The 12,891-nt window shown below is 53.7% G+C and carries 14 protein-coding genes; 3 read left to right on the forward strand and 11 right to left on the reverse strand.

Features of this window, described 5'->3' with window-relative positions:
- The first annotated feature begins 10 nt into the window (after positions 1 to 10).
- Genes KJS40_RS10270 through KJS40_RS10280 form a run of 3 tightly spaced genes read left to right on the forward strand, consistent with a single transcriptional unit; the run spans position 11 to position 2,351 of the window.
- Positions 11 to 793 carry an ATP-binding cassette domain-containing protein gene (locus KJS40_RS10270; protein ID WP_213537534.1) on the forward strand — a complete coding sequence of 261 codons (783 nt, stop codon included), beginning with the start codon at positions 11 to 13 and terminating at the stop codon, positions 791 to 793.
- A gap of 9 nt (positions 794 to 802) precedes the next feature.
- Entirely contained in the window at positions 803 to 1,708 is a 906-nt protein-coding gene (locus KJS40_RS10275; protein WP_213537536.1) for an MlaD family protein, read from the forward strand.
- 1 nt (position 1,709) lies between these two features.
- On the forward strand, positions 1,710 to 2,351 hold the full coding sequence (locus KJS40_RS10280) for an ABC-type transport auxiliary lipoprotein family protein (RefSeq protein WP_213537538.1): 642 nt from the start codon (positions 1,710 to 1,712) through the stop codon (positions 2,349 to 2,351).
- 85 nt (positions 2,352 to 2,436) lie between these two features.
- Here KJS40_RS10280 and KJS40_RS10285 read toward each other — a convergent pair whose 3' ends face one another.
- The 11 genes from KJS40_RS10285 to sucC all read right to left on the reverse strand — a co-directional run bounded on the left by KJS40_RS10285 (position 2,437) and on the right by sucC (position 12,757).
- Positions 2,437 to 3,117 (reverse strand): DUF4197 domain-containing protein, encoded by a 681-nt coding sequence (locus KJS40_RS10285; protein ID WP_213537539.1) that lies wholly within the window; start codon positions 3,115 to 3,117, stop codon positions 2,437 to 2,439.
- Between the two features lie 84 nt (positions 3,118 to 3,201).
- Positions 3,202 to 4,146, reverse strand: coding sequence for a lipoyl synthase (gene lipA, locus KJS40_RS10290; protein ID WP_213537540.1), 945 nt, complete (start codon positions 4,144 to 4,146; stop codon positions 3,202 to 3,204).
- Between the two features lie 162 nt (positions 4,147 to 4,308).
- The gene (lipB, locus tag KJS40_RS10295) at positions 4,309 to 4,983 is read right to left on the reverse strand and encodes a lipoyl(octanoyl) transferase LipB (RefSeq protein WP_213537541.1); all 675 of its coding nucleotides are present in this window, start codon (positions 4,981 to 4,983) and stop codon (positions 4,309 to 4,311) included.
- Positions 4,984 to 5,024: 41 nt separating this feature from the next.
- Positions 5,025 to 5,345, reverse strand: coding sequence for a DUF493 domain-containing protein (locus KJS40_RS10300; protein WP_213537542.1), 321 nt, complete (start codon positions 5,343 to 5,345; stop codon positions 5,025 to 5,027).
- Positions 5,346 to 5,358: 13 nt separating this feature from the next.
- Positions 5,359 to 6,219, reverse strand: coding sequence for a D-amino acid aminotransferase (locus KJS40_RS10305; RefSeq protein ID WP_213537544.1), 861 nt, complete (start codon positions 6,217 to 6,219; stop codon positions 5,359 to 5,361).
- 47 nt (positions 6,220 to 6,266) lie between these two features.
- Positions 6,267 to 7,406 carry a D-alanyl-D-alanine carboxypeptidase family protein gene (locus KJS40_RS10310; protein WP_213537545.1) on the reverse strand — a complete coding sequence of 380 codons (1,140 nt, stop codon included), beginning with the start codon at positions 7,404 to 7,406 and terminating at the stop codon, positions 6,267 to 6,269.
- Between the two features lie 88 nt (positions 7,407 to 7,494).
- Complete coding sequence (locus KJS40_RS10315; protein ID WP_213537546.1) at positions 7,495 to 7,770, reverse strand: hypothetical protein; 276 nt, start codon at positions 7,768 to 7,770, stop codon at positions 7,495 to 7,497.
- A gap of 169 nt (positions 7,771 to 7,939) precedes the next feature.
- Entirely contained in the window at positions 7,940 to 9,463 is a 1,524-nt protein-coding gene (locus tag KJS40_RS10320) for a helicase HerA-like C-terminal domain-containing protein (RefSeq protein ID WP_213537548.1), read from the reverse strand.
- Between the two features lie 95 nt (positions 9,464 to 9,558).
- Positions 9,559 to 10,470 (reverse strand): CobD/CbiB family protein, encoded by a 912-nt coding sequence (locus tag KJS40_RS10325; protein ID WP_213537550.1) that lies wholly within the window; start codon positions 10,468 to 10,470, stop codon positions 9,559 to 9,561.
- A 207-nt stretch (positions 10,471 to 10,677) separates the two neighbouring features.
- The gene (sucD, locus tag KJS40_RS10330) at positions 10,678 to 11,556 is read right to left on the reverse strand and encodes a succinate--CoA ligase subunit alpha (RefSeq protein WP_213537552.1); all 879 of its coding nucleotides are present in this window, start codon (positions 11,554 to 11,556) and stop codon (positions 10,678 to 10,680) included.
- A 1-nt stretch (position 11,557) separates the two neighbouring features.
- Entirely contained in the window at positions 11,558 to 12,757 is a 1,200-nt protein-coding gene (sucC, locus tag KJS40_RS10335) for an ADP-forming succinate--CoA ligase subunit beta (protein ID WP_213537554.1), read from the reverse strand.
- Positions 12,758 to 12,891 lie beyond the last annotated feature (134 nt).

Below are 12,891 nucleotides of genomic sequence, written 5' to 3' on the forward strand. Positions count from 1 at the left end.
GCGATAATTGATGACGAATGGAAACTACGTTATCGCGGTTGAAGGACTGTATACCCGTTTCGGCACGCATGTAGTGCATGAAAACATTAACCTGTGCGTACGTCGCGGCGAGGTCCTTACACTGGTTGGCGGCTCGGGCAGCGGCAAGACCGCTTTGATACGACAGATGCTGGGCCTGGAAACACCCGCGCAAGGTACAGTCAGGATTTTTGGCGAGCCCGTGCATGGTCGACGGCACGAACAGCTGCAATATATGCGCAACCGCTGCGGGGTATTGTTTCAGAAAGGCGCCTTATTCAGCGCATTATCGGTATATGACAATATTGCATTGCCCATGCGCGAGTTGCGGACACTTGACGAGGACATGATACGTAACCTGGTTATGCTCAAACTTAAAATGGTGGAAATCGACACAAAACATGCGATCAGAATGCCAGCCGAGCTTTCCGGCGGCATGATCAAACGCATCGCGCTGGCACGGGCCATGGCACTGGATCCCGAATTGCTGTTTCTGGACGAGCCTACCGCGGGGCTTGACCCTGAGCTGAGCGATGGTTTCGTCAAGCTGATCCAGACGTTGCGCACTGAATTGACGCTGACCATCGTCATGGCAACGCATGATGTGGAAACGCTGGTCGCACTTTCCGACCGCGTGGCGGCCCTGGATGAGCAGCGCATGGTGGCGCTTGGAACGCTTCGGGAGGTGATCAATACGAGGCACCCATTTATTACAAAATTTTTCTGCGGTGAGCGTGGCAAGAAGATACTGGAAAATAATCGCAATAATTTATAGGGGATTATTATGGAAAACCGTGCCCATGCCCTTGTGGCGGGTTTATTCGTAATTTTTCTGGGTGCAGCCATAGCCGCCGTGGCCATGTGGTTAAGTGGCGACACACTGACGCGTGATAAATACTTGCTGGTTTCGGCGTTTCCCATTACCGGGCTCAACTCCCAGGCAACGGTACGTTACCGTGGATTAACTGTGGGCAAAGTGGAGGATATCCGTCTGGATCCAAATAATTCCCATACCATTCTTATCCGTATTGCCGTAGACAAGGATCTCCCGCTGACCAAAAATGCATATGCGCAGCTTGGTTATCAGGGACTGACAGGCCTTGCGTTTGTGCAATTGAATGACGAAGGCGGCGAAGCGGAGAGGCTGAAAACGGATTCGGACAATCTGGCACAGATTCCCTTTCGCCCCTCCGAGCTGGATAGCATAACCACTTCCGCGCAGCGCCTGCTCAGCAATGCCAACGGGCTGGTGGAGCGGCTGAATCTCGTTTTTGACGATCAGAATCGGGCACGGTTTACACGCATACTGGAAAATACGGAGGGGGCGACCGGCCAGATGCGCCGCCTCATCACGCAACTCGAACCCGGGGTCAGGAAATTGCCGGGGTTGGCCGCCGATGCAAGCTCCGTACTGCATCATACTGACCAACTGGTAATCGGGCTGAACCAGATCACAACCAAATTGAATCAGCAGGGGGGGGCTATCGACAGCCTTTCTCAAACGGCCGACGAGCTTACCGGCACCATGCATAAACTGCATGGCGTGGCTGAAGGAATCACGCGCAACTCCCGCAACGTGGATCGTGTTCTTCTGCAACTGGAAGAGCAACCCGGGAGTCTTCTGTTTGGCAGATCGCCGCCGCCTCCCGGCCCGGGAGAAGATGGTTTCGTATCTCCTGGGGGAAATTGAAATGAAAAAAATCCTGATTCTGGCAATGGTAACGCTCACCGGATGCGTCGCACCTCGGACGCAAACACCCACGGCGATATATGATTTCGGCTTGCAACAGTTTACGACCCCAGCCAATAATGCCGACGCATCGGGCAATGTACGGCTACAGGCAAGTCTGCTGGTGGCGGAAGCAGCAGCGCCAGCCTGGCTGGACAGCACAGCGATTCATTATCGTCTGGCATATCATGATCCTGCGCAAGCTTATGTCTACGCCAGCAACCGTTGGGCTTCCCCTCCCGCAACATTGCTCACCCAGTGGATCAGGAGTCGAATTGCCGGGATCAGCGATGGCGGAGTGATGAGCGCCGACGATAGCGTGCAGACAGATTATATTTTGCGCGTGGAACTCGAAGAATTTACCCAGGTATTCGACACCGCCGACCAAAGCCGGGCGGTGGTAAAATTGCGCGCCAGCCTCATCAACCGTGGTACGCGTTCGCTGGCGGCGCAACGTAGTTTCCATATCGAGCAGATGGCACATGCGCCCAACGCCGCGGGCGCAGTGCGGGCGTTAACGGAAGCGAGCGATAAGCTGATCGGGGATCTGCTTGGCTGGCTTGTCGAGGAACTGCCGGAGGAAAAGAATATCGTGACGTCCTGAAAACCTGGACGTCGAAAAAGCCTGGCGGATTGAAACGCAAAAGATCTTTTTAAAATAATTTTCGGTAATCTTCTACAAGACTGAATTATTTCAGCGGCCCAAACACTCGCTGGAGTAACTTACTGCTCTGGCCCATCGGGTCGCTGCGGATGGCGCGTTCCTCCTCCGCCATCATCAGATAGAGCCCGTCCAGCGTTTTTTGGGTAACGTAGTTTTCAATATTCGCGTCCTTTTCCCCAATCAAACCCAATTTCGCGCCCTTTCCCGCGAATTCGTTGTATTTCTTGATCAATCCTACCTGATCCGTTGCATTTTTTACGATCGGCAAAAATTTTTGAGACAACGCGTCTGAAGTCGTTGTACGAAAATACTGTGTTGCCGCGTCGTCACCACCAGTCAATATGGCTCTGGCATCTTTCACGGACATCTTTTGCACCGCGTCCATCAGCAGCGGCCTGGCTTCGGCTGCTGCTGTCTCCGCCGCATGATTCATGGTCACGATCAAGCCGTCGGCATATTTACTCATGCCCAGAGTGCGCATGATGCCCTCCACTTTCTGCAGCGCCCCGGGCAGCGGTATTTTAACCTTGGGGTTACTGAGAAACCCATCCGCTACCCCGAGCTTGTCCACTGCCACATCCGCACTCTGAGTGAGTGCTTGCTTCAGCGCACTCGTCGTATCTTCGTCGGAAACGGGACCGTTTCCCGTAGCACAGGCGGGAATAAAAACGACAAGCCAGATAATAAATACAGTGATGGTACGCATTTGGCAACTCCTGTTGGGTGCGCGCTGCTTGCTGGCCGTAAAAGTACCCCGGTCGTTTACAAAAAAGCACCGTGGAATTATCGGTTATCGGATACCGGCCTCATGCGCCTGCTGGTCGGCATGGTAGCTGGAGCGTACCATGGGGCCACACGCCGCATTGCTGAAACCCATTTCAATGGCGGCGCGTTCCAGTTCCTTGAATCCTTCCGGCGATACGTAGCGTAATACGGGTAAATGTCCAATGCTGGGTTGCAGATATTGGCCGATGGTGAGCATCTCAACATCGTGTTCGCGTAAATCGCGCATTACCTCAAGAATCTCGTCGTCGGTTTCCCCTAAACCCAGCATCAAGCCGGATTTGGTCGGAATATCCGGAAATTTAACCTTGAAGTCTTTCAGTAATTTGAGCGAATGTGCGTAATCGGCGCCCGGGCGGCACTGCCGATAGAGCCGCGGAACAGTTTCCAGATTATGGTTCAACACGTCCGGAGGACAGGCAAACAATTTTTCCAGGGCAACTTCCAACCGGCCGCGGAAGTCCGGTACGAGGATTTCTATTTTTGTCCGCGGCGAATGGGCCCTGACCTCACGTATGCAATCTACAAAATGCTGAGCGCCACCATCACGCAGATCATCGCGATCGACGCTGGTGATGACGACGTATTTCAGCTTCATGGCGGCGATGGATTGCGCCAGGTGCAGAGGCTCCTGCGCATCCGGTGCCAGCGGCTTACCATGCGCCACATCGCAGAACGGGCAACGGCGAGTACAGAGATCACCCAGGATCATGAATGTCGCGGTGCCTTTGCCGAAACACTCGCCGATGTTGGGACAGGACGCTTCCTCACAAACGGTGTGCAGCTTCTGTTCCCGCAGAATACGTTTAACCTCGTAGAACTCTTGACTATTGGATGAGCGTACCCGTATCCATGAGGGTTTACGCAACACTTCGTCGGCGGATTGCGGCAGAATTTTGACGGGATTACGCGCGGTCTTGGCCGCACCTTTCTGGCGAGTTTCGGTTGTCATGGATAAAACGAATTATTCCTCTTGGTAGGGTACATAAAAAGCGCACATCCGGCGGATATCCATTACAAGTTTCCGGTATGCATTCCGCCTCTGGATTCTGGCGCTATAAATTACTTCCTGCATGTAAATCAAATGCTGCACGAACATTTTCCGCATCTATTGTCACGCGTTAGCTTGTGCCTGAAATATCGAATTCTCCATGCCTGCGAGTCTGGCCTGTAATTTTTCGGCGAGCTTCCCGCACAGGGTTTCCAATCCATCGGTTACGCCAAGATCTCTGGTTTGAGTTACCCGTAATCCCGAATAACCACACGGATTGATCGCCGCAAATGGAACCAGATCCATGTCGACGTTGAGAGATAATCCGTGATAACAACAACCGTTTTTTATTTTTAGCCCCAACGCTGCGATTTTTGCGCCCTCCACATACACACCGGGCGCATCCGTGCGACCTACTGCGTCTATGCGATAGTCCCATAGCAAGTCTATCACCGCACTTTCGATTTTCCTGACCAGTTCGCGCACGCCAAGTTTGAGGCGGCGCATATCCAGCAGCAGGTAGGCGACAATTTGACCAGGACCATGGTAGGTGATCTGGCCGCCGCGATCTGTCCGAATGACGAGAATACCATCGTTATGCAGCAGGTGTTCCGGCCTACCTGCCACACCTTGAGTGTAAACCGGCGGATGTTGCAGCAACCAGATTTCATCAGGCGTATTTTTCGTACGAGAACCGGTAAAGTCCTTCATCGCTTGCCAGGTGGAAAGGTAATCCGTCAGGCCGGCATATCTGATTTTAATGTTTGAGCTTCCCGGTTCAAGTCGTGGGGGATGCATGCTCGAAAAAGTATTCGGGGTTTCCAGAACGCGCGGCCTCGTTAAAGTACCATTAATACCGACGGATGATCGCATAGTTCCCGATATAGCGCATCCAGTTGTTCGCGGGAAACGGCACGTATCGTGCAGGTGAGGCTCAGATAGGTATTTTTCTTGCTGATCCTGACCTCCAGATTCGCCTCATCATAATCGGGCGCGTGGCATTTTACGATCATCAGTACTGCCTGAGTAAACTCCTGCCGGCCATGTTCCAGCGATGCCGCATTGGGGAGTGAACCCGGCAAAGACCCGACGCGCCCTATGATTTTAATGGGAAAATCACAAGGGTATTCGATTAGCGTGGTTTGCTCGGACGAGCTCATAGGTTACGGCTTCCTAGGATATTGGAAGGTTGCCTCGCATCACATTGTGCTTATAGTGCTGATAGAGCCGGTACAGTAATGCGAACATCGCGCCCGGTTTCCCCTCGCCTACTGGTTTACCGTCGAGGCGGGTGATCGGCATGATTTCTTTAGTCGAGGAGGTAAGCAAAAGTTCCTGGGCGGTACGTACTTCATATTCAGAAATTGCTCGCACTTCATACTGAATTTTTTCGACCGCCGCCAACTCAAGCACGACGTCATAAGTAATGCCCGGCAGCATGAGATGATTTTTCGGCGGAGCCAGCAGAACACCATTTTTTGCCACAAAAATGTTGCTGGCTGCCCCCTCGGTCATAAAACCCTCCCGCAACAGCACTGTTTCCATTGCGCCCGCATCAACGGCCATCTGGCGCAGCAATACGTTGGGTAACAGTGAAATCGCCTTGATGTCGCAACGTAACCATCGGTTGTCATTGGCTGTGATAGCGGCAACGCCGGCAGCAAGCAATTCCGCCGGCGGCGCCAGCAATGGATTACTCATGATGAACACGGTGGGCACCACCCCTTTTGGAAAGGCATGATCCCGCCGCGCGACACCGCGCGTAACATGCAAGTAGACGTACTGATCGTCATGTTCATTGCCAGCGATGATTTGCTCCAGCAAGCTGCTCCATTCGCTGTCCGAATGCGGGTTTTGCAGCCGAATCCCATCAAGGCTGTGCTGCAAGCGGAGCAGATGCTCGGTCAGGCGAAAAGCTTTGCGAGAATAAACAGGAATTACTTCATATACACCATCGCCAAAAATGAAGCCCCTGTCCAGCACAGGAACACGGGCTTCCTCGATAGGCATGAAATCACCGTTCAGATAAATCATGATGAGCCTTGTTCGTAAAATCTGCTGCGAAGCGCACTCGTCCAGCGCTAATTAAAGATCAACCGCATACTATCCCAGGCGCGGCCAAAAATATTCGCGGAATTCACCGTTTCCAACGCCACCAGCGGATGTTCGGCTATGGGTTTGCCATCGAGCGTAAATTTCGCCCTGCCCACTTTTTGTCCTGCAGTGATGGGAGCAACCAGAGGCTGTTTATATTCCACCCTGGCTTTCAGCTTATCGGCCTGATATCTGGGGAGCGCGAAATAAACATCATACCCGAAACCTGTCTTGAGTTTGTCCTGCGCGCCTTTCCACAACTGGATGGCTATCACCTCCTTCTCCTTCGGATACAGCCGGACGGTGTCGTAGAACTGGAAGCCATGATTCAGCATACGCTGGCTTTCCATGGCGCGCGCACTATCGGAGGCCGTTCCCATCACTACCGAAATCAGCCGCCGCTCGCCACGCTTCGCTGACGTAATAAGGCAATAGCCCGCAGCTTCAGTATGTCCGGTTTTCAGTCCGTCCACGTTGGGATCAAGCCACAGCAGACGGTTACGATTAGCCTGAGTGATTTTGTTGTATGTATATTCACGCAGGGAATAAAGCGGATAGTATTCAGGAAAATCCCTGATCATGGCAGCCGCCAGCAGAGAGAGATCGTAAGCCGTGCTGTAATGCTCGGAATGCGGCAAACCGGTTGAATTGGCGAACCGGGTATTTTTCATGCCCAAACGGCTCGCCTCCTTGTTCATTATCTGTACGAAGGCACTCTCCGAGCCCGAGACAGCTTCGGCCAACGCTATGCAGGCATCGTTGCCGGATTGAACGATCACGCCGCGCATTAATTCATCAACCGTTACCGTCCTGCTGGGTTCGATAAACATGCGGGAACCCTGTGCGCGCCAGGCTTGCTCCGACACCGCCACGCTCTGCGTCAGGGTGATGCGTTTCTGGTGGAGCGCGGAGAAAACCACATACGCTGTCATCAGCTTTGTAAGCGACGCGGGCTCGACACGCTCGTGAACATTCTGACCGAACAAAGTCTGCCCGCTTTGAAAATCGGTGAGAATATAGGATTTGGCAGCCACCGATAAGGCCTGCGGGGCCGTGGAAAGCTGAGCCTGCTGTGCCGTAGCAGGTAAGGCCCACACGCACAGCAATAGAGGAAGTAAACGTCTCATTGATAGCGGCAAAAAACGCTATTATATCCCAGCCACATCGATCGCGTTACCGGGGTACGGATTGCCGACAATTTCACGGCATTCGGCTCTACTGCTTGCCCCCGCAAATGCTAAAGCCGTCGTTCCATCCCAGCCTGTATTGGGTATCGGCAGAAAACCGATTTTTGTTCTTGAGCCCGAAACGCGTTTTTTTTGCAGTCTCGCAGCCATCGATATAGCCGTCCTTGAAAGCTGGCGAGTAACCGGTGAGGTTATAGACGGGCCGCGTGGTCGCAGGCATGGGTCCCGGCGGGCGCTCGCTCTGTCCCGTGGCCGCACAGCCTGCGAATGTCGTAACCAGAAAAACCGCCGCGATCAAACGCATCGCCCGCTCTCCTTTAATTGAAAGGGACATGATACATAACGCAGACAGAATATCGTATTCTTGCCGTTATCTTCGAGGGAGTCTTTGCATCGAGCAACTACCGGGCTACGCCATGCTGAACCGAACCTGCTTTCGGCAATTCAGGAGATCCGGGACACGGTTGTAATCGTCAACGCCTGCGCCCACCCCCGAAGATACCACCCAAAACACCTCGAAAGATCTCGCGGCCGACCTGCGAGCCAGCAGAGCGAGCTGCGCTTTTGGCAAGCGTATCGAGAATGCCGGGGTGACGGCCCCCGCGCGGACCTGTCTTGCCGAGCAGCATATCGCCCAGCATATCCATCACGCCTCCGCCGGCATCCGTTGAGCCCGTCCTGGCCGGCTGTGGATCTGCCTCACTCTCGGCATTCTGTTTTATGGCTGTACGGCTCCTGATAATCTCGTATGCCGATTCGCGATCCACTATCTGCTCGTAATGACCGAAAATAACCGACGATCTGATGATGGCCGCACGCTCCGCATCGGTAATGGGGCCTATTCTCGATGCCGGCGGCAAAATAAACGCACGCTCAACCATGGTGGGACGGCCCTTCTCGTCCAGAAACGACACCAAAGCTTCGCCGACAGCAAGCTCGGTGATTACCTTTTCGGTATCAAAATTCGGATTGGCGCGCATGGTTTGGGCTGCGGACCTGACTGTCTTCTGGTCTCTCGGGGTAAACGCGCGCAATGCGTGCTGCACTCGATTGCCAAGCTGGCCTAAAACGCTTTCGGGGATATCCAGCGGACTCTGCGTGATAAAATATACCCCTACTCCCTTGGAGCGTATCAATCTCACCACCTGCTCAATTTTCTCCAGCAATGCCCTGGGCGCTTCGCTGAACAGCAAATGGGCCTCGTCGAAGAAAAACACCAGCTTCGGCTTCCCTTCATCGCCAACTTCGGGAAGGTGCTCGAACAGCTCTGATAATATCCACAGTAGAAAGGTTGAATACAACTTGGGCGAGTTCATCAGTTTTTCGGCGGCAAGAATATTGATCGTGCCACGCCCATTGCTGTCGGTCTGTATCAAGTCGCTTATGTCGAGCATCGGCTCGCTGAAGAAGTTGTCTCCTCCTTGTTGCTCGATCTCCAGCAATGCGCGCTGAATGGCCCCTATCGAGGCCGCTGAAACGTTGCCATACTGGACAGTGAAATTCTTCGCGTTTGTGCCGATGAATTGCAACATCGCGCGCAGATCCTTTATGTCAAGCAGCAGTAGTCCGCTGTCATCCGCTATCTTGAACACCATTGTCAGCACGCCCTGCTGCGTGTCGTTCAGGTTGAATAACCGCCCAAGCAACAGCGGCCCCATATCCGAAATCGTTGTACGGACGGGATGACCTGCTTTTCCGTAGACGTCCCAGAATGTAACCGGACATGCCTCCCATTGCGGCTCATCAAGTTGGAGATGCGAAAGCCGTTCCCTCAGTTTTGGCGAACCTTCGCCTGGAGCGGAAAGGCCCGTCAGGTCTCCTTTGACATCAGCCATGAATACCGGCACCCCGATTGACGAGAATCGCTCGGCCAACACCTGCAGGGTGACGGTTTTGCCGGTACCAGTCGCGCCGGTAATCAGCCCATGCCGATTGGCGAAATTGGGTAGCAACCCGATCGCATGGTCAGAACGGGCAATTAATAACGGATTCGTCATGAAAACCTCGGGAATTGGCTTAAGAATTGGTTCGGCATTACTTCAATGCATCAGCAATGTTGTTTTTATGCAATCTGGCAACCGGCTCTTTTTTCTTACCCTGCCCAACCGGCAATGTCGAGCATCAGAAGCAGCAGAAGCCACAACACCAGGGTACGCCAGACCAGGCCTACCGTACTTTGCAGAAAATCCACATCGGCTTCTTCGCCTACACCCAGTTCAGGACGATAATGTGTACCACCGGCTTCTTCCGACGGATCACCCAGGCAAACCCCAAGGGCGCCCGCGCCACTGGCGAGGATGATGCCCTGGTTTTGGTCTACCCATGATGCCGCCTGCGCACGCCAGCAATAAACCGCATCCTCAAAATTACCTGCAATGGCGAAGCTCAACGCAGTCAACCTTGCCGGGAGCCAATCGATTATCTGGAATGCTTTTGCGGCAAAATCCCCAAAAGCATCCGGGCGGTCACTCCAACGTTCATCCAATAATTCCGCCAGGCGATACAACACCGGGCCCAGCGGTCCCGGCAGGACGGCAAAGCAGACAATAATCCCAAATACATAACGGTGCGAATAGACAAGCCCCCTCTCGATGGTAACCCGCGCGATTTCCTGGCTGTCGAGCTTGTCCGCTTTGACTCCATGCAGTTCCTTCAATAACTTGCGAGCGAGGAGCAAATCCCCATTTTTGAGCGCATCCTTGATTTCGGTGAATGAATAGCTGAACTGGCGAAATCCCATGGTGAGATAAAGCGTAATTACATTCCACGCCCACCCAAGCAAGGGGTTAAGGCCATGCAATAAATAGTAGACCCAACCCCAGAGTATCAGTACCGGCGTCATTGCGGCGATCCAGGCCGCTATGCCGTGGCGGCGCGCGCCGGTATTGAAATATTGCTCCAGCCAATCCGCATAGGAGAGAAAGAGCAAAACGAAACGATTGCGATCGCTGCCTGGACGCCACTGGTCCAGCAGGAAAGCGGAAATCAAGGAGAAAAAGGTCATTGCGAAAAAATCATACAGGTTTCTGCTACTCCGTTCTTATCCGGATGTTTCATAAATTTGCGTGATGATTGCGCAGGATTTTGTTTTGTAGGGAAATTTTGTGAAAGAGTGGCGTAGTTATTCATACACCCGACTGAACAAAATTTTCATACGAAACAAAAGACCAGCAAGGGCGCGCGTCAATTTATGAAACATCCGGGTTATATATCATCGCAACACTGATTTGAGCAACTTGCCCATCTCGGCAGGATTTCGCGTTACTTTAATCCCGCACTCTTCCATGAGGGCGAGCTTTTCCTGTGCCGTGCCCTTACCACCGGAGATGACCGCGCCGGCATGCCCCATGCGCTTGCCCTGCGGCGCGGTAACACCTGCAATAAAGCCCACCAATGGTTTCTTCATATGCTCCTTGACCCAACGGGCGCAATCTTCCTCATCGGAGCCGCCGATCTCACCCACCATCAAAACCGCATCGGTGTCATCGTCGTTATTGAACAATTTCATTACATCAAGGTGCTTCAGCCCATTCACCGGGTCACCGCCAATGCCGATACAGGTGGACTGGCCCAATCCCTGCTCCATCAGTTGCGCCACAGCTTCATAAGTGAGCGTGCCGGAACGCGATACCACGCCCACGCGTCCTTGCTTATGAATGTAACCCGGCATGATGCCAATCTTGATTTCGCCGGGTGTAATAATGCCCGGACAGTTGGGGCCGATCAGCCGGGTTTTCCGCCCCTGCATCTTGTGGCAGGTGCGCAGCATGTCGCGGACCGGAATACCCTCTGTAATGCAGATTACCAAGTCCAGCTCCGCGTCCATGGCCTCGTCAATAGCGGCGGCGGCGAATGGCGGTGGCACGTAAATAACGGAAACCGTCGCGCCGGTTGCCTGTTTTGCTTCCCGGACGGTAGCAAAAACTGGAATGCCTTCGAAATCCTCGCCTGCTTTCTTCGGATTCACGCCCGCGACAAAACAATTTTTTCCGTAGGCATAATCCCGGCACATGCGAGTATGAAACTGCCCGGTTTTACCGGTAATACCCTGAGTCATGACACGGGTATGGCGGTCGATGAGGATAGCCATACTACACCCCTTTTGTTGCAAATTCTGTTGCCGGCGCCGTCGACTGTGCGGCCATGACAGCCTTCTCCGCAGCGTCCGCCATATTCCCTGCGGAAATTATCCGCAATCCGGATTCACTCAGGATTTTTTTGCCCAGATCCACATTGGTTCCTTCGAGGCGCACCACCAGCGGAACATTCAGCTTCAGCTCCCGCGCCGCCGCCACCACGCCTTCCGCGATCACATCGCACTTCATGATGCCACCAAATATGTTTACGAGTATGGCTTGCAGCTTGGGGTTGCGTAACATCAGCTTGAATGCTTCCGCCACCTTTTCGGCGGTAGCGCCCCCGCCGACATCCAGAAAGTTGGCCGGATTTCCGCCGTAGAGCTTGATGATATCCATGGTTGCCATCGCCAGACCCGCGCCGTTAACCAGGCAACCGATGTTGCCGTCCAGGGAGATATAGGAGAGACCATGCTGGGATGCCTCGATCTCCGCCGGGTCTTCCTCGTCCAGATCCCGCAGGCCAGCAATATCAGGGTGGCGGAAGAGCGCGTTGTCGTCGAAACTCATTTTCGCGTCGAGCGCGACGATATGATCCTCGGCGGTAAGAATCAACGGGTTGATTTCGACCAATGAGGCGTCCGTGCTGTCATAGGCCTGGTACAAGCTCTGTAAAAGAGCCCGTGCTTCTTCCACTGCTGTTTCCGCGATCCCGATCTTGCCGGCAATGTCGCCAGCCTCCTGGGCGGTTAGCCCGATGATCGGATCGATCAACACCTTGTGAATCTTTTCCGGGTTCCTGGTCGCGACCTCCTCGATATCCATTCCTCCTTCGGAACTGGCCATCAGGCACACGCGCCGGCTACTTCGATCAACCACCAGGCCGATATAAAACTCTCTTCGGGTATCAATCCCCTGCTCTACCAGAAGACGCCGGACAATCTGGCCGCGCGGGCCGGTCTGATGCGTAACCAGCGTCATACCCAGTATTTTTTCAGCGAACTGCTTTACCTCATCAAGCGACCTGGCTACTTTTACGCCACCCCCCTTGCCACGCCCGCCGGCGTGAATCTGTGCTTTAACCGCCCACACGCCACCACCCAGCTTTCTGGCAGCCTCGACCGCTTCCTCAACACTAACACAACCGATTCCCAGGGGCGTGCTAACGCCAAATTCCCGCAAAATCTGTTTAGCCTGGTATTCGTGGATTTTCATGGCCTCTCCAGTAACGCGGAAAACCAAGTATATCCTATTCGTTTAGCGACGTTGCATGAAGAAGGCGGCAGTTTCGAATGAGCTAACATGAACACCGAACTTCCCATAGGGTTATCCCTATCGAATTGTCCGGT

Origin of the sequence: Nitrosospira sp. NRS527 (assembly GCF_018406445.1) — a bacterium.
GTDB classification, from domain to species: domain Bacteria; phylum Pseudomonadota; class Gammaproteobacteria; order Burkholderiales; family Nitrosomonadaceae; genus Nitrosospira; species Nitrosospira briensis.